23 protein-coding genes are annotated in these 19,236 nt (G+C 61.4%); 8 read left to right on the top strand and 15 right to left on the bottom strand.

Translation table 11 applies throughout. The features are described from left to right. The first annotated feature begins 49 nt into the window (after window positions 1-49). The 7 genes from PverR02_RS14880 (at window position 50) to PverR02_RS14850 (ending at window position 6,947) form a co-directional block, all read left to right on the top strand. Window positions 50-1,174 carry an N-acetyltransferase gene (locus PverR02_RS14880; RefSeq protein ID WP_079443729.1) on the top strand — a complete coding sequence of 375 codons (1,125 nt, stop codon included), beginning with the start codon at window positions 50-52 and terminating at the stop codon, window positions 1,172-1,174. After that, the gene (locus tag PverR02_RS14875; protein ID WP_046383321.1) at window positions 1,158-1,988 is read left to right on the top strand and encodes a nucleotidyltransferase family protein; all 831 of its coding nucleotides are present in this window, start codon (window positions 1,158-1,160) and stop codon (window positions 1,986-1,988) included. The genes PverR02_RS14880 and PverR02_RS14875 overlap by 17 nt, the downstream gene beginning before the upstream one ends. Before the next feature lie 67 nt (window positions 1,989-2,055). Then, a complete protein-coding gene (gene lptF / locus PverR02_RS14870) occupies window positions 2,056-3,129 on the top strand; it encodes an LPS export ABC transporter permease LptF (RefSeq protein WP_017845640.1) in 1,074 nt (357 codons plus the stop codon). Further along, window positions 3,126-4,205: an LPS export ABC transporter permease LptG gene (lptG, locus tag PverR02_RS14865; RefSeq protein WP_079443728.1), complete on the top strand. Its 1,080-nt coding sequence runs from the start codon at window positions 3,126-3,128 to the stop codon at window positions 4,203-4,205. The genes lptF and lptG overlap by 4 nt, the downstream gene beginning before the upstream one ends. A gap of 56 nt (window positions 4,206-4,261) precedes the next feature. Continuing rightward, a complete protein-coding gene (locus PverR02_RS14860) occupies window positions 4,262-5,191 on the top strand; it encodes a diacylglycerol/lipid kinase family protein (RefSeq protein WP_161493724.1) in 930 nt (309 codons plus the stop codon). A 9-nt stretch (window positions 5,192-5,200) separates the two neighbouring features. Then, window positions 5,201-6,166: a hypothetical protein gene (locus tag PverR02_RS14855; protein WP_079443726.1), complete on the top strand. Its 966-nt coding sequence runs from the start codon at window positions 5,201-5,203 to the stop codon at window positions 6,164-6,166. Between the two features lie 19 nt (window positions 6,167-6,185). After that, complete coding sequence (locus PverR02_RS14850; RefSeq protein WP_079443725.1) at window positions 6,186-6,947, top strand: aspartyl/asparaginyl beta-hydroxylase domain-containing protein; 762 nt, start codon at window positions 6,186-6,188, stop codon at window positions 6,945-6,947. Window positions 6,948-6,997: 50 nt separating this feature from the next. Here the strand turns inward: PverR02_RS14850 and PverR02_RS14845 are convergent, their stop codons facing one another. After that, window positions 6,998-7,492 carry a putative ATP-dependent zinc protease gene (locus PverR02_RS14845; protein WP_026139856.1) on the bottom strand — a complete coding sequence of 165 codons (495 nt, stop codon included), beginning with the start codon at window positions 7,490-7,492 and terminating at the stop codon, window positions 6,998-7,000. Window positions 7,493-7,792: 300 nt separating this feature from the next. Between PverR02_RS14845 and PverR02_RS14840 the strand changes: the two genes are divergently transcribed. After that, the gene (locus PverR02_RS14840; RefSeq protein ID WP_017845634.1) at window positions 7,793-8,284 is read left to right on the top strand and encodes an acyl-CoA thioesterase; all 492 of its coding nucleotides are present in this window, start codon (window positions 7,793-7,795) and stop codon (window positions 8,282-8,284) included. A 44-nt stretch (window positions 8,285-8,328) separates the two neighbouring features. On the opposite strand, the gene PverR02_RS32615 is transcribed toward PverR02_RS14840, so the two are convergent. From PverR02_RS32615 to PverR02_RS14775, 14 genes are all read right to left on the bottom strand, one after another. Beyond that, window positions 8,329-8,706: a hypothetical protein gene (locus PverR02_RS32615; RefSeq protein ID WP_227778864.1), complete on the bottom strand. Its 378-nt coding sequence runs from the start codon at window positions 8,704-8,706 to the stop codon at window positions 8,329-8,331. 78 nt (window positions 8,707-8,784) lie between these two features. Then, window positions 8,785-9,093, bottom strand: coding sequence for a 2Fe-2S iron-sulfur cluster-binding protein (locus PverR02_RS14835; RefSeq protein WP_079443724.1), 309 nt, complete (start codon window positions 9,091-9,093; stop codon window positions 8,785-8,787). A 49-nt stretch (window positions 9,094-9,142) separates the two neighbouring features. Next, on the bottom strand, window positions 9,143-9,571 hold the full coding sequence (locus tag PverR02_RS14830; protein ID WP_046484124.1) for a tautomerase family protein: 429 nt from the start codon (window positions 9,569-9,571) through the stop codon (window positions 9,143-9,145). 60 nt (window positions 9,572-9,631) lie between these two features. Next, a complete protein-coding gene (locus PverR02_RS14825; RefSeq protein ID WP_079443723.1) occupies window positions 9,632-10,387 on the bottom strand; it encodes an SDR family oxidoreductase in 756 nt (251 codons plus the stop codon). Between the two features lie 52 nt (window positions 10,388-10,439). Further along, complete coding sequence (gene dmpG / locus PverR02_RS14820) at window positions 10,440-11,495, bottom strand: 4-hydroxy-2-oxovalerate aldolase (RefSeq protein ID WP_079443722.1); 1,056 nt, start codon at window positions 11,493-11,495, stop codon at window positions 10,440-10,442. Beyond that, complete coding sequence (locus PverR02_RS14815; protein ID WP_017845628.1) at window positions 11,495-12,409, bottom strand: acetaldehyde dehydrogenase (acetylating); 915 nt, start codon at window positions 12,407-12,409, stop codon at window positions 11,495-11,497. The genes dmpG and PverR02_RS14815 overlap by 1 nt, the downstream gene beginning before the upstream one ends. Continuing rightward, complete coding sequence (locus tag PverR02_RS14810; protein ID WP_010567288.1) at window positions 12,406-12,618, bottom strand: tautomerase family protein; 213 nt, start codon at window positions 12,616-12,618, stop codon at window positions 12,406-12,408. Before PverR02_RS14810 ends, PverR02_RS14815 begins: the two co-directional genes overlap by 4 nt. 23 nt (window positions 12,619-12,641) lie before the next feature. After that, window positions 12,642-13,445: a 2-oxo-3-hexenedioate decarboxylase gene (gene dmpH / locus PverR02_RS14805; protein ID WP_046484119.1), complete on the bottom strand. Its 804-nt coding sequence runs from the start codon at window positions 13,443-13,445 to the stop codon at window positions 12,642-12,644. Continuing rightward, window positions 13,442-14,239 (bottom strand): 2-oxopent-4-enoate hydratase, encoded by a 798-nt coding sequence (gene dmpE / locus PverR02_RS14800; protein WP_017845626.1) that lies wholly within the window; start codon window positions 14,237-14,239, stop codon window positions 13,442-13,444. The genes dmpH and dmpE overlap by 4 nt, the downstream gene beginning before the upstream one ends. 9 nt (window positions 14,240-14,248) lie before the next feature. After that, window positions 14,249-15,709 carry a 2-hydroxymuconic semialdehyde dehydrogenase gene (locus PverR02_RS14795; RefSeq protein WP_079443721.1) on the bottom strand — a complete coding sequence of 487 codons (1,461 nt, stop codon included), beginning with the start codon at window positions 15,707-15,709 and terminating at the stop codon, window positions 14,249-14,251. A 211-nt stretch (window positions 15,710-15,920) separates the two neighbouring features. Next, window positions 15,921-16,982, bottom strand: coding sequence for an NADH:ubiquinone reductase (Na(+)-transporting) subunit F (locus tag PverR02_RS14790; RefSeq protein WP_017845624.1), 1,062 nt, complete (start codon window positions 16,980-16,982; stop codon window positions 15,921-15,923). Between the two features lie 11 nt (window positions 16,983-16,993). Further along, window positions 16,994-17,350 carry a phenol hydroxylase subunit P4 gene (locus PverR02_RS14785; RefSeq protein WP_046484115.1) on the bottom strand — a complete coding sequence of 119 codons (357 nt, stop codon included), beginning with the start codon at window positions 17,348-17,350 and terminating at the stop codon, window positions 16,994-16,996. 74 nt (window positions 17,351-17,424) lie between these two features. Continuing rightward, a complete protein-coding gene (locus PverR02_RS14780) occupies window positions 17,425-18,945 on the bottom strand; it encodes a YHS domain-containing protein (protein WP_017845622.1) in 1,521 nt (506 codons plus the stop codon). A 15-nt stretch (window positions 18,946-18,960) separates the two neighbouring features. Further along, the gene (locus PverR02_RS14775) at window positions 18,961-19,230 is read right to left on the bottom strand and encodes an MmoB/DmpM family protein (protein WP_017845621.1); all 270 of its coding nucleotides are present in this window, start codon (window positions 19,228-19,230) and stop codon (window positions 18,961-18,963) included. Window positions 19,231-19,236 lie beyond the last annotated feature (6 nt).

The raw sequence follows: 19,236 nt of genomic DNA, 5'->3' as shown, positions 1-19,236 counted from the left end.
CGTTAGTTAAGTTAACACCCCCTCGAAGTTAGTTGGATTTAGGTCAGCCATGATTTCCATAGAACAGGTCAGCGACAAGGCTGGTTTAAAAGCCTTCATCTCCCTGCCCTCCCACTTGTACGCAGACGATCCCCACTGGGTCCAACCCCTGCATGTGGAACGTATCGAGCATCTGTCGGCGAAGAACCCGGCATCGGACCACATTCACTGGCAGGCCTGGATTGCGCGACGCGGCGGTGAAGTGGTGGGCCGCATTACCGCTCAGGTGGATTCACTGCATCGTGATCTGCACGGCATGGACACCGGCCATTTCGGCATGCTCGACGCCATCGATGACGAGGCAGTGTTCAGCCTGCTGACTCATACGGCGGAGACCTGGCTGCGCAAACAGGGCGCCCACCGAATCACCGGCCCGTTTGGCTTGAACATCAATCAGGAAAGCGGCCTGCTGGTCGACGGGTTCGATACACCGCCGTCGGCGCTGATGGAGCATGGCAAGCCCTACTACGCCGCACGCCTGGAGCAGCAAGGCTACGCCAAGGGCATGGACCTGCTGGCTTACTGGATGCGACGCACCGACCTGTCCTTCACCCCGGCGCTGACATCACTGATGGACTGCATGCGCGGTAGAGTCACCGTCCGGCAGCTTGACCGCAAGCATTTCGCACGGGAAATGCAGGTACTACGCGCCGTGTTCAACGATGCCTGGCAGAAAAACTGGGGGTTTGTACCGTTCACCGAACGTGAGTTCGACGAGATGGGCGCGCAACTGAAATTCCTGGTGCCCGAAGACATGATCTATATCGCCGAGGTCGACGGTGAGCCCTGTGCCTTCATCGTTGCCCTGCCCAACATCAACGAAGCCATCGCCGACCTGGATGGGCGCCTACTGCCATTGGGCTGGGCCAAATTATTGTGGCGTCTGAAAGTCAGTGGCGTACGCACCGCGCGGGTACCGCTGATGGGCGTGCGACAGCAGTACCAGTTCAGCCGAATGGGGCCGATCATCGCACTGTTGCTGATCGAAGCCTTGAAGGCGCCGTTCGAAAAACGTGACATCGAAGCACTGGAAATGTCCTGGATCCTGGAAACCAACACCGGTATGCGGACAATTCTGGATCGCATCGGTGCCGCCCCCTACAAACGGTATCGCCTGTATGAAAAAGCAATTTGAACCACCGCGTTTCGACGCGCTGGTGCTGGGTGCGGATCGCCATGGCCACGACCCGGTGGCTGCGCTGGGCTCGGCCGGTTGCAAGGCGCTGACGCCAATCGCAGGGGTGCCGATGCTGCACCGTGTGCTGGGCGCTTTGCACGACAGCGCCCAGGTTGGCCGGGTAACGTTGATCGGGCCTTCGCTGGCGCTGCTGGAGAAGGACCTCCATGTACGGTCGATGATCCTCAGCGAGCAGTTGAGCTTTCTGCAACCCCAGGCAACCCCGGCTGCAAGCGTCGCCCATGGCCTGGCCAGGCGACAACACTGGCCATTGTTGGTGACGACCGCCGACCATGCCTTGCTGCGCGGCGACATGGTCGACTACTTCCTCACCCAGGCAGCCGCCCTGGATTGTGACGTGGCGGTTGCCGTGACGCCCCTGGAGACAGTGCTGCAACGATTCCCCGGCACGGCCAGAACGGCCATCCGGCTCAAGGGTGGCCCGTATTGCGGCAGCAACCTGTTCGCCTTCCTCACCCCACAGGGTGCCAAGGTGGCGCAGTACTGGCGTGGCATGGAAGAAGCGCGCAAGCGTCCCCGACAAGTTGTGGCCCGTGCGCTGGGCCCGCTGGCTACCGTGCGCTACCTGCTGGGCGAACTGTCCCTCAAGCATGCGCTGAACCAGCTTTCCCGGGTGCTCGGCGCACGCGTGGGCGCTGTGGTCATGCCCTTCCCGGAAGCGGCGGTGGATGTGGATTCAGCCAACGACTTCGCGCTGGTGGAACGCACCCTGCGCGAGATGGCCAAGGACCACGGGCGCCCTGCGGCCTGACCGACTCACCCGCTTCATTCCTCTTTTTACTGTGCACGGCTGATGCCGCGTTGAAGGCTTGCGGTACATGCTTACGATTGAGCGCTACATCATTTCCGAAGTACGCCGTCCTGTGACGATGATGGTTGGCTTCCTGACCTTTGTTTTCGCCAGTTACTCGGCCGAACGCTACCTGACGGAGGCCGCCAACGGCACCCTGGCGCTGGGGGTGGTCCTCGACATCGTTTTCTACAAAGTGCTGATCGCGCTGGAGATGCTGCTGCCCGTCGGGCTGTATGCCTCGGTGGCCATCGCGCTGGGTCGGCTATACAACGACTCGGAAATCACCGCCATCCTGGCGTCCGGTGCCAGCCCGTTGCGTATCTACCGGGCCATTCTGATCATCGCCACACCGCTGGCCCTGGCGGTGGCTGCGCTGTCGTTCTACGGCCGGCCCTGGGCCTATACACAAACCTATCAACTGGAACAGCAATCGCGCTCCGACCTCGACGTCAGTCACCTGCAGGCCCAACGCTTCAACCTCAACGATGACAACGGCCGGATGATCCTGGCCCAGCACATCGACCCGGACACCAACCAGCTCACCGACGCGCTGATCTACGACCCGACCGAAGGCAAAAGCCGCGTGCTGCGCGCCAACGTGGCGACCATCACCGATCCCGACCCCACGACGCCGGCGCTGACCCTGCAACAGGGCACCAGTTATACGCTGGAGCATCGCGGCAGCAAGGACAGCACACTGAATTACAAAGCGTTGCTGCTACACCTCAAGCCGGTGGAACCGACCGATGAGTCAAAGCGCAAATCCACCCCCAGCGCGACGCTGGCCATGTCGGCCATGCCCCAGGACAAAGCCGAACTGCAATGGCGTGAAAGCCGCGGCCTGAATGCCATTCTCATGGCCCTGCTGGCCGTGCCGCTGAGCCGGACCGCACCACGCAAAGGCCGGTTCTCAACCCTGCTGCCGATCGCGATCCTGTTTACGGTGATCTTCTATGCCGGCAACCTGTGCCGCACCCTGGTAGCCAATACCGCCCTGCCCCTGATCCCGGGCCTGTGGCTGGTCCCCCTGCTGATGCTGGTTGGTCTGGGGGCCTTGATGGCTCGTGACCTGCGGCTGCTGCCGAGGTTTTCGCGATGAGCCTTTGGGGTCGCTACCTGGTCAGGAACGTGTTCGTGGGTTTCGGTGCTGCCGCTGCGCTGCTGATTCCGTTGTTCACGACTTTTGATCTAATCAGCGAACTCGACAATGTCAGCGCTGGCGGCTACCGCTGGACCCAGGCGGTGGCGGTGGTGCTGATGACGCTGCCCCGTCGCCTGATCGACCTGGGGCCCTTCATCGCCCTGTTGGGCGGCATCGTCGGCCTGGGCCAACTGGCGGTCAGCCAGGAGCTCACGGCCCTGCGCGCCGCTGGTGTGTCCATCGTGCGTATTGCCCTAGCGGCCGTCACCGCAGGCGTGCTGCTGACCGCCGGCCTGGCAGCACTGGATGAATGGGTGGCCTCACCATTGCAGCAGCGCGGCCTGCAGATGCGCAACGCCGCCATCACCAGTTCCGATGAGGCAGTCAATGCCAAGGGGACGCTGTGGGCCAGGCGCGGCAATGAAATCGCCAGGATCGACAGCGTGGCCGCGCACAACCGGCCCATGGGCATCGAGATATTCCACTACAACCCGGACAACACCCTGGCCAGTTACATTCACGCTGACAATGCCAGCGTATCCCAGGACGGCAGCTGGACGCTCAACCAAGTCAACTTCAAGCAATGGAGCAACGGCGAAGAAACGGTCCGCGAGTTGGATATCCTGCAATGGACGTCGATCTTTTCCAGTATTCATCTCAAGGAGCTGACCCTGCCCAGCGACAGTTTTTCCATCAAGCAGTTGAGCCGCTACATCCACTTTCTCAAGGCCACCGATCAACCGGTCGATCAGTACAGCATCGCCCTGTGGCAGAAGTTCGGCCGGCCGATCCTGACGCTGGCGATGATCCTGCTGGCGGTACCCTTCACCTTCGTGCAACAGCGCGACCCCGGGATGGGCAGCCGCCTGGCGGTGGGCGCTGTCGTCGGTCTGCTGACCTATGTGGGTAATCAGATCATCGTCAACCTGGGGCTGCTGTTTGCCCTGAATCCGCTGTTGACCACCTTGTTGCCACCGCTGTTTATTCTGGGCGCGGCATTGATGCTGGTCTATCGCTTCGACCGAAACGCCTAGGCAACGTCATGAACATCAACCCACCTTCAATTGCTAAGCCACGATGCATCGGCGTTTTGATCAACCCCCTCAGCGGCCGCGTCCGTCGCCAGCAGGCACGCATGTGCCGCCTGATCCATAGATTGCCCCGCGCCCGCGTCGCGCAGGTGTGCACCCCGGCCGAGGTCGAGACTGCCATCGCCAGCTGGGCGCTGATGGAAAACGACTTGTTGGTCGTAGTGGGCGGGGATGGCACGCTGCAGGCGGCGCTCACCAGCCTGCTGCAAACCCCGGGGGCGAAAGTCCCCAAGGTGTTCATCGTCCCCGCAGGCACCACCAACATGAGTGCCAATGCCATCGGGTTGCGTGGCAGCCCACTCAGGGCAATCAAGGCACTGACGCGCTGGCTGACCCATGACGACCACACCGCGCGGGAGAAACCCACGGCTGTACTGCAAGTGTCTGACTCGCACACCCGGCGAGCACAATGCGGCCTGTTCTTTGGCGCGGGTTCAATCGTCACCGGCGTTCGCTATTTTCATGAACGGGTTCGCCCCACCGGCCTCAAGGGGCTGGCAGGGCCATTGACCGCCTTCGTGCGTATGCTGCTGGCGTTGTTTTCCCGCACGGCCAGCCATCTGCTGCCGACCGTCAACGCCCCAATCACGGTGAACGGCACGACACGCGAGGCGCCATGGCTGCTGGTATTGGCCACCACCCTCGACAAATTGCTGCTGGGCAGCACGCCATTTTGGGGCGCCGAGCACCAGCCCATGCGCCTGACCGCCATTGCCCTGGCCCCTGCCCGCCTGTGCCGGGCCTTGCCCGCCGTACTGCGCGGGCGACCCAGCGCGGCCATGCGCCAGGATCCGGGCTACCTGAGCCACAACGCCCAGCACGCCAGCATTGACCACCTGCACGAATACCTACTGGACGGCGAGATATTCCCGGTGACCGGAACACTGGAAATCAAGGCCAGCCCGCCCGTGCGCTTCATCACCTTGTAAGGACATTCCATGATTGAGATTGAACGGGACCCGGCGACACTCCCCCTGTTCGAGTTGGTGAGCCGTGAACTGGCGCGCCCGGTGGACCAAGACCTGCACGCACTGACTGAAGCGTTGATGGCGCGGTTCGGCGCAGGCATCTCAGCGATCCTGTTCTACGGTTCTTGCCTGCGCACACGCACCACCGATGAGGGGCTGATCGACCTATACGTCCTGGTGGATCACTACCAGGACATCCACACCTCCCGGCTCAGTCAATGGGCCAACGCCCTGCTGCCGCCCACGGTGTTTCTGTTCACGGCCACTGATACCGCCGGCAAAACCCTGCGCGCCAAGTGCGCCATTCTTTCGGTGAGCGACTTTGAACAAGGCACCCATAGCTGGTTTCAAAGCTACCTGTGGGCGCGTTTTGCCCAGCCTAGCCGCCTGGTGTTCAGCCGCACGCCCGCCATCCAACGGCGCGTGGAGCGAGCGGTGTGCCGCGCGGCCTTGCGCATGATCAGCGAAACGGTCTCCCTGCAAGCTCCCTTGTTCAACAGCGACACGTTCTGGACCCGCGCTTTGAGCTTTACCTACGGCAGCGAACTGCGGCCCGAAAGCAGCAACCGCCCGGCACTGATTACCCAGCAGAATCAAGGCTACCTCGCCGCCCTCCTGGTCGCGGCCGCTCAGGTCGATGGCGTTGGCTTTGCCGGGTCGATGACCGACGAGCTGTATATCAACCACAGCACCGCTGAACAGCAGCGACGGCAGGCGCGGCACTGGCGGACCCGGCGCATTCAGGGCCGGGCATTGAACCTGGTGCGTCTGATCAAATCGCTGTTTACCGTCAAGGGCGCAGTGGATTACGCCATCTGGAAACTGGAGCGCCATTGGGGCGAGCCGATCAAACAGCCGGAACGGTTGCGCCGCTATCCGCTGGTGTTCTGCTGGCCGCTGCTGTGGAAGCTGTTGAAACAACGACCTCATACATGAAACCGACAGGATATTTCCCATGAGCACCAGGAAGACGGCTTTGACCCCCAAGAAAAAACGCAAACATCGTCCCAGCGTCGCCATCGGCCTGTGGATCATCAAACGCCTTGAAAATCTGATACGGCGCTGCTCTACGGTGGGTAACACGCCGTTCTTTGACCCGGCCATCTTCGCCTGGACCCGGGAGCTGGAATCCCGGTCGGCGGTGATTCGCGCCGAGCTCGATGCCGTGCTGCGCAACAGCGATGCCATTCCCAGTTTTCAGCAGATATCCAAAGACCAGGCCAGACTGACCCAGGACGACCGCTGGAAGACATTCTTCCTCTACGGCTATGGCTACAAGATCGACGGCAATTGCGCCCAGTGCCCACAAACGACCCAGGCCATCGAGGCCATCCCGGGCATGTACACCGCGTTTTTCTCGATTCTCAGCCCCGGCAAGCACATTCCGCCCCACCGCGGGCCTTACAACGGATTGCTGCGGGTACATCTGGGGTTGATCATCCCGCAACAGGCCGAACAGTGTCGTATAGAGGTGGGTGATGAGGTCCACCATTGGCAGCAGGACAGTTGCCTGGTATTCGACGACACTTACAAGCATCAGGTCTGGAACGACACTGACGAGCGGCGCGTGGTGCTGTTCCTGGATGTGCAGCGGCCCCTGACATTACCAGGCCGCTTGCTGAACCGGGTGGTGCTCAAGCTGATCCAGTGGTCGCCGTTCATACAGGACGCGCGCAGGAATCAGCAGAACTGGGATCGCGGGATCCTCAACCAGTAAATCATCGCCAATCAGGCTCCGGGGCCCCCCGACGCCTGATTGGCGCGGTATCACGGCTTGCAATCAGGCTTGAGGGTGTCGAATCGCGACGCATCAACCAAGCCCAGGTGCGCAAGCACATCACGCCCCAGTTTGACCGGCGAACCACCTTTGCTGTGGGTTTTCAGCATAAGGTCCTCGGCGTATACCTTGTCACCCAGGCACAGCGACATCCGCACCAACTGATGCTGAGTGCTGCCAAAGGCGCTTTTGGTTTTTTCGGTGCGCAGTACTTTCCTCTCCAGCGTCAAATCGGTCGTGCCCGTCAATGCGTGCATCACCGGTACACTGAAACGCGCCCAATTCTCGCCATTTTTCTGGAATAGAACGAGGTCATGAACCTCAATGGAAGACTTCGGCGAAGTGGGACTAAGTTCGACCTCCACACTCCCTTGCTCAGGTTGAATCAGTGCCTTTTCCTGCCAACCGAAAACGGCGGCCTGGGTCAATTGCGGAATAATCAATGCCAACATAAAGCTGCTTAAAACTGTGGTATAGCGACGCATTATTTCACCCGACGCAAATAGTAATTTCAGATAGTGCAACAATAAAGCCCAATAACAGGCGCGCTGTGTTCAGCGCACTTTATCATCCGCTCTTATTTTACAAAATTAAATTATACCTAGCGCTAAAGTACACACGCACTGCGGTAAATTATTAACTTATTCGAAATACACTCTTTCACTTCATTACATAGCTACTTCCATCGGCTGGCTGTTAACGTCATGCACCCCAGGCAAAGCCTCAAGCGCCAGACCTACATGGCGACAAGGGCCCCTGACAATGCCTACCGTGATGAGGAAACTATGGAACCTGGCAGCTACCAACTGAGCATGAGCGTGCTCATGACCCCCGACAAAGCCAACTTCTCCGGCAACGTGCATGGCGGCGCGTTGTTGAAAATGCTCGACGAAGTGGCGTTCGCCTGCGCCAAGCGTTATGCAGGCCGTTACGTGGTCACCCTTTCGGTTGACCAGGTGATTTTCAAGGAGCCGATCCACGTCGGCGAACTGGTCACCTTCCTGGCGTCAGTCAACTACACCGGACGCACTTCGCTCGAGATCGGCGTGAAGGTCATGACCGAGAATATCCATGAGCGTACCGTGCGCCACACCAACAGTTGCTACTTCACCATGGTCGCCGTCGACGCCGCTGGGCGCCCCAGCCCCGTGCGCCCCTTGCTGCCTGACACGCTGACCGAGCGCCGTCGCTACGCCCAGGGCCAGTTACGCAGGCAACAGCGTCAGGAACTGCAGGCTCGCTACGACGAGATACGCGAACTGGGCACGCCCCGTTAGGCCCTTCGCTCACCCGCAACCCCGCCCGGAACACCAAGGATCAACTATGAAAATATCGCTCCTGAGTCGGAGCGGCCCCGAGATCCTCCAGTCCATGCTGGAAGGTGATGAAGAACACGCAGCGCTCCATCGTCTAACAGCGGGTTAAAACAAGGCGGGTTCCACCGTGCGGCCGAGGGCTGGTCATCGTGCCCGGCACACCAGGTGGCCACCGCGCCTATCAAAACTTTCGACGTGATGCCCATCGGCGCCCAAGGCAAGTCCTTGAGGCGCTTGGTGATCGCCGCCGCCACGGCGTAGAAAAAGGCCGAAGCCATGGCCAGGCAGACGCCGATCAAGTACTCGGCGCCGGTGGCCTGCCCACTGCCCTTGGCGGACACGATCAGCATCAGCCCGGCGAAGTTCGGTTGTCTCAGCCTCACCCAACGGGAACCGTAGTGTTCAAAGGACGTGACGGGCCTGTTCGATCAGTTCATTGAGCGCCGGGAAAAATGTACCGTTCATTTCGGATTAGCGATGGTCTTTTTCATCTTGCCGGTGACCTCGACCGATAAGTCGCTGCCGGGTAAAACACGGCAGGCCAACACGATTCCATCGGACAGCTCGGCCGCACTGACATGGGCGCGGCTCATCACCTTGGCGACATACTCGCCGCTGAGAATGCGTACCTTGCACACCCCGCAACCGCCACCCCGGCAACCGACGGGAATGCCCCGCCGCCCCAGTCGCGCCATGCCTTCCAAAACGGACTCACGCTCATCACAGGGATACTGCTCGCCGGTATCTTCAATCACGATCTGGTATTTCATCGCGCACGCTCACGTCTCGGCGCGGCTTCCACCGCTAGCGCGCCTGTGTTCATTCGGCACCGCCTGCTTGCACTGCACGGTCGAGGATTTCCTGTTTGCGTAACTCAGCGGCATCGCGCCCGCCAATGCACCAATCCTGCGGGTCAACACGGATGCAGCGACCGCGTATCAGGCTGCGCTCGACCGCGAGCAGCTCGCTGAGCAGATCGGTGAAGCCGCTCATTAACGCTTGACGTTCATCCAGCGGGCGACCTTCCAGCACGATGAACTCAAAAAACGGCGCATGCACACCACTGACCTCAACCATCTCGCCGCCCACTGCACACTCGGCGGTCGCGTGCGACGTGATAAAGGCCCTGACTCGTTCAATGGGTGAATGCAGCAGCAGGCTGTAAAGCTGTGAAGCGTCCTTGAGCAAGCGCGCTTTTTGCTCGGCAGTGCAATGGCCGTCCACAAGGTGAAAGTTCACGACAGGCATAGGGGCAATCTCGCTGGCTATTCTTGGTTTTATTACCTGACAGGTCGATGCGCAGGACACTTACGGCAGGCCGCGACGCCGCCCGGAATCCAACATCAGCGACGAGCCGGTCATCGCATCGGCTTCGGGCGCCAGCAACAGGCTCACGGCCCAGGCCACTTGGGCAGGCGTGGTAAAGGCGCCGATAGACGACTCCGCGCACATCTCGCGCAGCACCGCCTCGGCACTGATGCCACGCTGCCGGGCACGGTCTGCCGCCACCCGGTGCAAGCGCTCGGTGTCCGCCGGTCCTGGAGCGATCAGGTGCGCGGTAATACCGCGCTCGCCATAGGCCAGGCTGAGTTGGCGCACGGCATTCACCAGCGCCGCATTGGCCACCCCGGCAGCGGCGGCATAGGCCGTAGGTTCAAAGCCGTAGTGACCACCGATGGCCACCAACCGCGAGCCTTTCACCAGGCGCTCATCCACCGCCCGCACCAGGCGCAACAACCCGCCGACCTTGATATTCACCGCATCCGTCAGCGCGGCGGTGGGCGCATCGAGAATTCCGCCGACGACCGCCACGCCGGGCCCATGCACAATCATGCGCACCGGCCGGTCCAGCGCGGCGCGGATGCTCGCCACCGCGCTATCGCTGGCGATGTCGGCCATGCAGGCGATCAACCCGGGATGTCGATCAACCAGTTCGTCGAGTGCGTCAGCACTGCGCGCCACGGCGACCACATCCAGGTGACTGGCGCTTAACCGCGCAACAATCTGCCGGCCAAACGCCCCCGTGGCCCCGACGACCACAGCCAATTCTTTTTGCGTATTCATGTTCAACCCTCGCATCGAGTCAGGGGCATGCAGCGCACGCCCCTGCGAGCCATCACGTCGGCAACAGAACGCCACGCTCTTTAGCCATGGTGAGGGCGGTGTCCTGAATCATGTCTTCCTGGCCACCGATCATTTTTTTGCGTCCCAGCTCCACCAGGATGTCGCGCGCCGGAACGCCGAACTGCAGGCCCGCGCGTTTGGCGTGCAGCAGGAAGGTGGAGTAGACACCGGCATAGCCAAGGGTCAGCGACTCACGGTCCACCCGCACGATGTGCTCCATCATCGGTACGATGATGTCCTCGGCCACGTCCATCAGCTTGAACAGGTCGCTGCCGGTTTCGATCCCCATACGCTCACACACGGCGGCGAACACCTCCAACGGTGTATTGCCCGCCCCGGCCCCCAGCCCCGCGACCGATCCGTCGATCCGGCTCGCGCCGGCCTCGATGGCGGCAATCGAGTTGGCCACGCCCATGCCCAGGTTGTGGTGGCCATGGAAGCCGATCTCGGTTTCCGGGTTCAGCACCTCGCGCAGCGCCCCGACCCGGGCCTTCACGTCTTCCGGCAACATGTAGCCGGCCGAGTCGGTGACGTACACCGTCTGCGCGCCGTAGGACTCCATCAGCTTGCCCTGCCGGGCGATGCCGGCCGCATCATTGAGGTGCGCCATCATCAGGAACCCGGAGGTATCCATACCCAGCTTTCGCGCGTAGGCAATGTGCTGCGGCGATGTGTCCGCCTCAGTGCAATGGGTGGCGACGTGTACGCTGCGCGCGCCGCAATCGTAAGCCGACTGCAGCTCTTTCATGGTGCCCAGCCCCGGAATCAGCAGCACGGAAATCTTCGCCTGCCTCATCAGCGGAGCTACCGCGCTGATGTATTCCTCGTTGCTGTGCGGAGCAAAGCCGTGCTGCAGCGAATTGCCACCCAAACCACCGCCATGGGTGACCTGAATGTAAGGCACCCCGGCATCGTCCAGCGCAGTGGCGACCTTGACCATTTGCGCCACGCTGATCTGCTCGCGCTTGGCGTGCATGCCATCGCGCAGGCACATGTCATGCAGGATCACTTTGCGGCCCTGCAGGCTCGTAGGGTTGGACTGGCTCATTACGCGACCTCCGGGGCTTTAAGGTGAAGCGTGCCGGCGAGAATTTCCTCGGCAAACATTTCGGCAGTGCGGGTGGCGGCCGCGGTCATGATGTCCAGGTTACCCGCGTAGGTGGGCAGGTAGTCACCCAGGCCGGCCACCTCCATGAATATCGAGACTTTCTTGCCGTCGAAAATGGGACCGTTGACCAGGCGATAACCGGGCACGTACTTCGTCACTTCGGTGATCATTTGCAGGATCGATTCTCGGATGCGCACACGATCGGGCTCTTCATCGGTCAGGCAATAGATGGTGTTGCGCATCATCATGGGCGGCTCGGCCGGGTTGATGATGGCCAACGCCTTGCCCTTGCGCGCACCACCGATTTTCTCGATGGCGCTCGAAGTGGTATTGGTGAATTCATCCAGGTTGGCGCGGGTGCCCGGGCCAATCGATTTTGACGCCAAACTGGCAACGATTTCCGCATATGCCACGCTTTGAATGCGCGAGACAGCGTTAACGATGGGAATGGTGGCCTGCCCCGCGCAGGAGATCATGTTGACGTTCATCTGCAGCGTCTTGGCGTGTTCGCGCAGGTTCACCGGCGGTACACAGAGCGGGCCGATGGCCGCCGGGGTCAGGTCGATCATCAACACGCCCAGGGCATTGAGCTTGCGGCTGTTTTCCGCATGCACATAGGCACTGGTGGCATCAAAAGCGATCTGAATGCCGTCCTCCAACACGTGCGGGAGCAGGCCATCGACGCCTTCGTGGGTGGTTTTCAAGCCCATTTCGCGGGCCCGCAACAGCCCTTCGGAGTTCGGGTCGATGCCCACCATCCATACCGGTTCAAGCACCGGGCTGCGCAGGATCTTGTAGATCAGGTCGGTGCCGATGTTGCCGGAACCGATCAGCGCACATTTGATCTTTTTCATTGGCCCTGCTCCCGCTGCTTGGCGGCGCGCTGGGCCATGTCCAGGCCGGCCACGTAAAACCCGTCGCGCGCGTGCTCGGTGATCAGAATTCTTACGGTTTCCGCGGGGCATTGCAGGCTGAGGCACACCGCTTCAGTGACCGCGACAGCCATACGGCTCTTTTGCTCGGCAGTACGGCCCTCGGCCAAATGCATTTCAATAATGGGCATGACTGCCTCCTGGGTGCTTGTGGTTATTCAACGAAGCGCATCGATACGCTGCCCAACTCTTGGAAGCGCGCCACGATGCTGTCGCCGGGCTTCACCGCGATCGCTTCGGTAATGCCGCCGCTCATCACAAAGCTGCCGGCGGGCAATGACTCGTCCATCTCGGCGAGGATATTCACCAACATGGCGATGGCCTCAGCCGGATGCCCCATCACCGCGGCGGCGGCGCCCATGGTCACGATCTCGCCATTCTTTTCCATCACCACACCCAGGGTCGGCAGGTCCAGATCCGCGACATAGCGGCTACGCCCGCCGCCGACGAAGCGCGCCGACGAACCGTTGTCCGCAATCACGCTGGCCAGGTCGAACTTGAAGCCGGAAAACCGCGAGTCGATGATTTCCACCGCCGGGAGTACATAGTCGGTCGCGGCCAACACATCGGCGGCAGTGCAACCCGGGCCGCGCAGGTCGGCCTTCATGACGAATGCGACTTCGCACTCGACCCGTGGATGAACCAGGTCGGAGGTGCTGATCGCCGAGCTTTCGGGGCGCGCCATGCGGTCGGTCAGAAAGCCGATCGAAGGCACGCTGACGCCCATTTGCAGCATCTTCGCCTTGGACGTCAGCCCGGCTTTCCAGCCGACTTGCCTGTGCCCCTGGGCGATATAGCGGCGACGCAGTTCGTTCTGCACCGCGTAGCCATCGGCGATGGTCATCTGCGGGTAGTCGTCGGTCAGTTTTGGAATGGCATAAGCGCGGGTCTGTGCGCCTTCGACCCGTTCGCACAGGCGCACGATATCTTCGCGGGACAGCGTCAGTTCGCGGCTCATACGGCACTCCTTCCAGAAAACTTCACCCGGCAACTGCCCAGGCCGCCGACCCGGCAGACCAACTCGTCGCCATCCGCCACCGGCACCAGCGCCGACTGCGAGCCGGAGAGGATCACCTCCCCCGCTTTGAACGGAATGCCCAGTTCACCCAGCGTATTGGCCAGCCAGGCCACGGCATTGGCGGGCGAGCCTTGCACGGCGGCGCCGACGCCGGTGGAGAACACTTCGCCGTTCTTCTCCAGCACCATGCCGGCCAGGGTGATATCCAGCCGGCGCGGATCGCCCTGGGTCGTGCCCAGCACAAACACACCACAGGAGGCGTTGTCCGCCACGGTGTCCTGGATCTTGATTTGCCAGTCGCGGATGCGTGAATCGACCACTTCAAAACACGGCACCACATAGTCCGTGGCCCGAATCACGTCCATGGCGGTGATGCCCGGGCCCTTGAGGTCGTGCTTGAGGACAAAGGCCAGTTCCGCCTCGGCCTTGGGCTGGATCATCTGGCCCAGGTCGAGGGTGTCGCCGTCGGCAAACACCATGCCCGAGGTGAGCATGCCGAAGTCCGGCTGGTACACCCCGAGAAAGTCCTGCACGGGCTTGCTGGTGGCGCCGATCTTCTTGCCGACGATGGTTTCCCCGGCGGCCAGGCGACGGGCAATGAACCGCTCCTGGATGCGGTAGGCATCCTCGATGCGGATCTGCGGTTCACGACTGAGCAACGGCGCGATGACGCGACGGGACACGAACGCCTGATACAGCTCGTCGCCATACTGCTCGATGGTTTGCTGATTCATGGGGGAGCCTCAGAGTTTCACGCAGACGTTGCGGGTTTCGGTGTAGAACTCCAGCGAATGCACGCCGCCTTCACGGCCGATCCCGGACTGTTTGGAACCGCCGAACGGCGTACGCAAGTCGCGCAGGAACCAGCTGTTGATCCAGGTGATGCCCACGTCGATGCGGGCCGCCATGCGGTGCGCACGCGCCAGGTTGCTGGTCCAGATGGTGGTCGACAGGCCGTACTCGGTGGCGTTGGCCTTGGCGACCACGTCGTCTTCGCTATCGAAGGGAGAGATGTGGCAGCACGGGCCGAAAATTTCCTGTTGCACGACCGTCGCGCTCTCCGGCAAGCCGGTCCAGATGGTCGGTTGCACCCAGGCGCCAGCTGCCAGGTCGGACGGCATCTGCGGCACCCCGCCGCCGGTCACGACGGTGGCGCCCTCCTCGACCGCCTTGCGGTAGTACGACAGGACTTTTTCCCGGTGTTCCTGGCTGATCAGCGGGCCGTAATTGGCGTGACGATCATCGGGGCGGCCGTACTTCACCGCCTCGGCCCTGGCCTTCAGCGCCTGCACGAAACGCTCGAAGATCGGCCGCTCGATATACACCCGCTCAGTGCCCAGGCACACCTGCCCGGTATTGAGGAACACCGAACGGGAGAAGCTCTCCACTGCCGCTTCGAAGTCGGCATCGGCGAACACAATGCCAGCGTTCTTGCCGCCCAGCTCGAACGACACATCACGCATGCCTTCGGCAGCGGCTTTCATGATGGCCGTGCCGGTACGCGTCTCGCCGGTAAAGGTAATGGCATCGACCTGCGGATGCCGGGTGACGAACTCCCCGGCCGAATCGGGACCGAAGCCATGCACCACGTTGTACACCCCCTTGGGAATGCCGACCGTGTTCATCACTTCGCCCAGCAAGGTGGCCGTCTGCGGTGACTCCTCCGATGGCTTGACCACCACGGTATTGCCGCAGGCCAGGGCCGGGCCGACCTTCCAGGTCATCAACATGAAGGGCGCGTTCCACGGGCAGACCACCCCGATCACGCCCTTGGGCCGGCGCGTCGTGTAGTTCAATGCGCCACGGCCGTCGGGGGTGTCCGTTTGGAACGACTCACTGGCGACGTTCTTGATCACGTCGGCGAACACTTTGAAGTTGGCCGCGCCGCGCGGGATGAACACATGCTTCATCACGTGCTCGGGCTGGCCGGTGTCGGACATCTCCGCTTCGACGAAGTCATCGAAGCGGCGGGTGATTTCGTTGGCCACGCCGTACAGCAGCTCCACGCGCTGGTCGGTGCTCAGGCGGCCCCATTCGCCCTGCAGGGCATTGCGCGCGGCGCTGACGGCCGCATCCACCTCGCCACGCCCGGCTTCGCTGACCGAGCAGATGACGCTGTTGTCCAGCGGGGAGTGTTTGTTGAACCGTACACCACTGGCAGCGTCGGTAAACTCACCGGCAATGAAGTGCTTGATCTGGCGCATGAGAGCTCCGTAGTTATTGTTCGTATGACGACCGCCTGTACCTGCCACGGCCAGTCCGGCATGAGTCACTGAGTGCGAGTCTAGAAAAGCCGGCAAATACCGACTAATACTTTATTTGGCCTCACTCGATACCCTTAAGGTATGTCTAAAACGGCTGGGCGGCAGGCCTCGTCCGCCCCTCTCGCATCGTTCGAGGGGCGGGGCCGGTGGATCAAATCGCTTTGAACAGGGGGCTGCGAACCTGCTGCGCATCCGCCGCCGAGATGAACTTCTCGATGTAGATATCGCGCTCGAACAAGCGTCCCTGCATCAAGGTACTGATACAGGCGTCGATCATCAGCGGCGGGCCGCACAAGTACGCCTTGTGTCCGCGGAAGTCGTTGTCGAAGTGGGCTTTGGCGGCCTCATGCACGAAGCCACGAAAGCCCGGCCACGATGAGCCTTCAGGTTCATGGGACAACGCCGGCACGTAGGTGAAGTTCGGGTATTGCTCGGCCATGGCGAGAAACTCGTCGTGGTAGTACAGCTCGTCACGGTTACGTTGACCGTAGACCAGAGTAATCGGCAGCTCAAAACCTTGCGCCAACAGATCGAGAATCATCGAGCGCGGGCTCGACAACCCCGAGCCGCCGCCCATGAAGATCACGGGCAGGCGCGCCGACTTTTTCACGAAAAAGCGCCCGTACGGACCGGTGATGCCCACCCGCTCGCCGACCTGCAATTGCTCGTGTACATACGCAGTGCCTCGGCCACCGGGCACGATGCGGATGTTCAACTCAATCTCGCTGCCGGGCGCCGGTGCGTTGGCCACCGAAAAGGCCCGACTGCCAATGCCGTCGGGTAGCTGCAGGTTGATGTACTGACCGGCCTGGAAGTGCATGCCTTCGGGCGCGTCGAGCTTGATCCACACGCCCTTGATGGTCGGCGTCAGGGTTTCAATGCGGCTGACGGTGCCTGCGAAATCACGCACCGGCAGGTTTTGTGCGTCGTCGTCTTCGTCGATTTGCGCCTCGATCACCAAATCACTTTCGGCGGTGGCACAGCAGGCCAGGCACTTTTTCTCTTCGCGCTCGAAATCCATCAGGGCAAAGCTGGAGGCTTCGCCATGCTCGATCTCGCCATCGACCACCTGGATTTTGCAGGTGGCACACAGCCCGTGGCAGCAGGCATGCGGCAGGTAGATACCGGCGCGCAACGCGGCGTCGAGAATGGTTTGGCCTTCTTCGATTGCAATGGTTTGACCCAGCGGCTCGATCGTTAATTCATAGCTCATGACTCGCCCCCTCAGTGGGTCGCACATAGGGTGTTGAGACCGGGCGTCTTGAAGCGCAACTGGTCTTTGTGGCCGATGCCGTTGGCAACCAGGCTGGCGTCCAGGTCGGGCACCCAGGGTTGGTTGTCCTTGAGCCATTGCACGTGCTGCCAGTCGATCAGCGCGGCATCCGGGTCGGCCTGCAGCAAAGGTGCAAGGGCCGTTTCCAGCAACTGGGCAAACGTGGTTTGCGGCGTCAGACACAGCAGGAACGGGGCTGCGAACAGCAAGTGGTGATCCCAGCTGGCGTACACCAACTGCTTGCCATTGAAGTTTTCAACGCGATCACGGGCAACGCCCACGTACTCTTTACGGGCGACTACAGGCATGGTGCTCTCCTTATTCTTGTTAGCGGGGCGTGGCCGCCGAATGCGTCGGCCACGCCCGTCGGGTTGTCACGTGGTTACTGGTTGGACGTCGCCATGCCGCGCCACATCTCGAAGTTGCGGCGGTCCTGGGAGTCGGCGAAGTCGCCGTTGTCCTGGCCGTCCTTTAGTGACACCCAGTCCATCCATGCGCCCAGGTCACCATGGGTGGGCGCCTGGAACAGCGCCGGCATCGGCAGCCAGGCCTGGATGTATTTTTCCGGCTCGTTGTTGAAGATGCCCATGCAGTGATCGGAGCAGAAGTGGTACTTGTCGCCCTTGTACTGCACCTGCCGATGGCAGATCAGGGTCGGGTCATCCGGCTCGGTGAACACCGTAGGCAACTGGCAGCACTGGCACAATTTGGCCAGGCCGTAGTTCTTGAACGGGGTGCCGGCCGCCGCCATTTTCTTGATGTGCTCCCAGCGCGGGCGGTAGTACTTGTCGAACGTGGTCGGGTACTTGGCGGACAGCCACTGCATGTCGTCATCCGACGGAATCCAGGCGTGGAACGCGGTCCCGAAACTCCACTGGTACAGACCCAGCATGAACTGGTGGGACATGTGGTCGATGCTGGCCTCGGCATCGTCCCAGCTCTTGGGTGGGCGGATACCGTAACGCGCCAGGTCCTTGAACAGCGCGCCGCCATTCTCGGCGCCGTAGATCTCCCAGGCCTCGCGCCACGACATCACGCGCTTGGGCAGCATGTAATCCATCATGGTGCTGACCAGGCCCAGCACGCGGAAGCCGCGCCAGAACCACTTGTCGATCCAGCCTTGGACGATCGGCAGGTTGGCCGGGTCTTGCTCGAGCATGAACTTGATGCACTCCAGGCCGAGGGTCATGTGCCGCGCTTCGTCCGACTGCGCGGAGAAGCCAAAGGTGACCGTGGCCATATCGCCGTTATAGGCGGCGCCGGACATGAACGGCACAAACAGCAGGTTGGTGAGTACGTACTCGAACGAAAAGCCGATGGCGATCATGAACTCGAACGGACCGGCAGACATCGCATCGTCAAAGAACGAGCGGGCCACCGAGGTGTACCAGATGCGGTCGCGCTGATCGGCAAAGGCATGGAAGCCGTTGTAGAACTTGTTGTAGTTGGACAAGGCGTGGATTTGCGTCTGCGCATGGCGAAGCTCGTCGATGGCCTGCATCTGGCAGGCCACTTGCGTACCGACGCCGCGAAACTCTCGACCCGCGCGCGCAAAGCCTTTGTGCGCGGCATACTCACCGGGGCTGATGGCCTGCAGGAAGATTTTCAGCGCCGACAGGTAGCGCGCATCGGTGATGTTGAGGTGGCCATTGTTCTGCGCGTGGGCGTCGATGATGGCGTAGAACTTGCGCTCCTTTTCGGCCTGGTATTTCCAGTAGGCGTCCATGGTCAGGCGGAACGGATCTTCCCACTTGTTCCAGTCATGGATCTTCAAGCCTTCATAGGCGATGTAGGGGAAAATCTCCTCCTCGGTGCGGTACGACGGCTCCCAGGCGAGGTCGCGCGTGAGCAGGCGGTATTTGTCTTTTGCATTGAGCTTTTTGTGAACGGTTTTCATGTCCATGCCAAATATCCTCGCTTAGTTGCCCCAGGTCAGGGTCAAGGCGTCTTCGTCTTCGTCGACATTGCCGGAGAGCGTGATCAGATTGATGTTCAGCTCCTGCATGTCGAAGCTGCGGCCCAGTTGCGCTTCGATGCTTTCGCGGCGAATGACCAGGCGGCCCGGGGCGTTGATCTTGACCATGGCCGGCTCGCGGTTGACCACGGCCTCGGGGTTATCCAGCTCGATCGCTTCGATGATCGGGCGGGTTTCTTCATTGGTTTGCAGTGCAATAAATACAGTCGACATAGCCGC

The organism is Pseudomonas veronii (genome assembly GCF_002028325.1).
Classification (GTDB): domain Bacteria; phylum Pseudomonadota; class Gammaproteobacteria; order Pseudomonadales; family Pseudomonadaceae; genus Aquipseudomonas; species Aquipseudomonas veronii.
Note: the sequence above shows the minus strand (reverse complement) of the source record. Positions and strands in the feature narration are given on the sequence as shown.

What these genes read in the sequence shown, in the direction of transcription:
- PverR02_RS14880 (WP_079443729.1), top strand. Translation starts at nt 50, where the DNA reads ATGATTTCCATAGAACAGGTCAGCGACAAGGCTGGTTTAAAAGCCTTC.
- PverR02_RS14875 (WP_046383321.1), top strand. Translation starts at nt 1,158, where the DNA reads ATGAAAAAGCAATTTGAACCACCGCGTTTCGACGCGCTGGTGCTGGGT.
- lptF (WP_017845640.1), top strand. Translation starts at nt 2,056, where the DNA reads ATGCTTACGATTGAGCGCTACATCATTTCCGAAGTACGCCGTCCTGTG.
- lptG (WP_079443728.1), top strand. Translation starts at nt 3,126, where the DNA reads ATGAGCCTTTGGGGTCGCTACCTGGTCAGGAACGTGTTCGTGGGTTTC.
- PverR02_RS14855 (WP_079443726.1), top strand. Translation starts at nt 5,201, where the DNA reads ATGATTGAGATTGAACGGGACCCGGCGACACTCCCCCTGTTCGAGTTG.
- PverR02_RS14850 (WP_079443725.1), top strand. Translation starts at nt 6,186, where the DNA reads ATGAGCACCAGGAAGACGGCTTTGACCCCCAAGAAAAAACGCAAACAT.
- PverR02_RS14845 (WP_026139856.1), bottom strand. Translation starts at nt 7,492, where the DNA reads ATGCGTCGCTATACCACAGTTTTAAGCAGCTTTATGTTGGCATTGATT.
- PverR02_RS14840 (WP_017845634.1), top strand. Translation starts at nt 7,793, where the DNA reads ATGGAACCTGGCAGCTACCAACTGAGCATGAGCGTGCTCATGACCCCC.
- PverR02_RS14835 (WP_079443724.1), bottom strand. Translation starts at nt 9,093, where the DNA reads ATGAAATACCAGATCGTGATTGAAGATACCGGCGAGCAGTATCCCTGT.
- PverR02_RS14830 (WP_046484124.1), bottom strand. Translation starts at nt 9,571, where the DNA reads ATGCCTGTCGTGAACTTTCACCTTGTGGACGGCCATTGCACTGCCGAG.
- PverR02_RS14825 (WP_079443723.1), bottom strand. Translation starts at nt 10,387, where the DNA reads ATGAATACGCAAAAAGAATTGGCTGTGGTCGTCGGGGCCACGGGGGCG.
- dmpG (WP_079443722.1), bottom strand. Translation starts at nt 11,495, where the DNA reads ATGAGCCAGTCCAACCCTACGAGCCTGCAGGGCCGCAAAGTGATCCTG.
- PverR02_RS14815 (WP_017845628.1), bottom strand. Translation starts at nt 12,409, where the DNA reads ATGAAAAAGATCAAATGTGCGCTGATCGGTTCCGGCAACATCGGCACC.
- PverR02_RS14810 (WP_010567288.1), bottom strand. Translation starts at nt 12,618, where the DNA reads ATGCCCATTATTGAAATGCATTTGGCCGAGGGCCGTACTGCCGAGCAA.
- dmpH (WP_046484119.1), bottom strand. Translation starts at nt 13,445, where the DNA reads ATGAGCCGCGAACTGACGCTGTCCCGCGAAGATATCGTGCGCCTGTGC.
- dmpE (WP_017845626.1), bottom strand. Translation starts at nt 14,239, where the DNA reads ATGAATCAGCAAACCATCGAGCAGTATGGCGACGAGCTGTATCAGGCG.
- PverR02_RS14795 (WP_079443721.1), bottom strand. Translation starts at nt 15,709, where the DNA reads ATGCGCCAGATCAAGCACTTCATTGCCGGTGAGTTTACCGACGCTGCC.
- PverR02_RS14790 (WP_017845624.1), bottom strand. Translation starts at nt 16,982, where the DNA reads ATGAGCTATGAATTAACGATCGAGCCGCTGGGTCAAACCATTGCAATC.
- PverR02_RS14785 (WP_046484115.1), bottom strand. Translation starts at nt 17,350, where the DNA reads ATGCCTGTAGTCGCCCGTAAAGAGTACGTGGGCGTTGCCCGTGATCGC.
- PverR02_RS14780 (WP_017845622.1), bottom strand. Translation starts at nt 18,945, where the DNA reads ATGGACATGAAAACCGTTCACAAAAAGCTCAATGCAAAAGACAAATAC.
- PverR02_RS14775 (WP_017845621.1), bottom strand. Translation starts at nt 19,230, where the DNA reads ATGTCGACTGTATTTATTGCACTGCAAACCAATGAAGAAACCCGCCCG.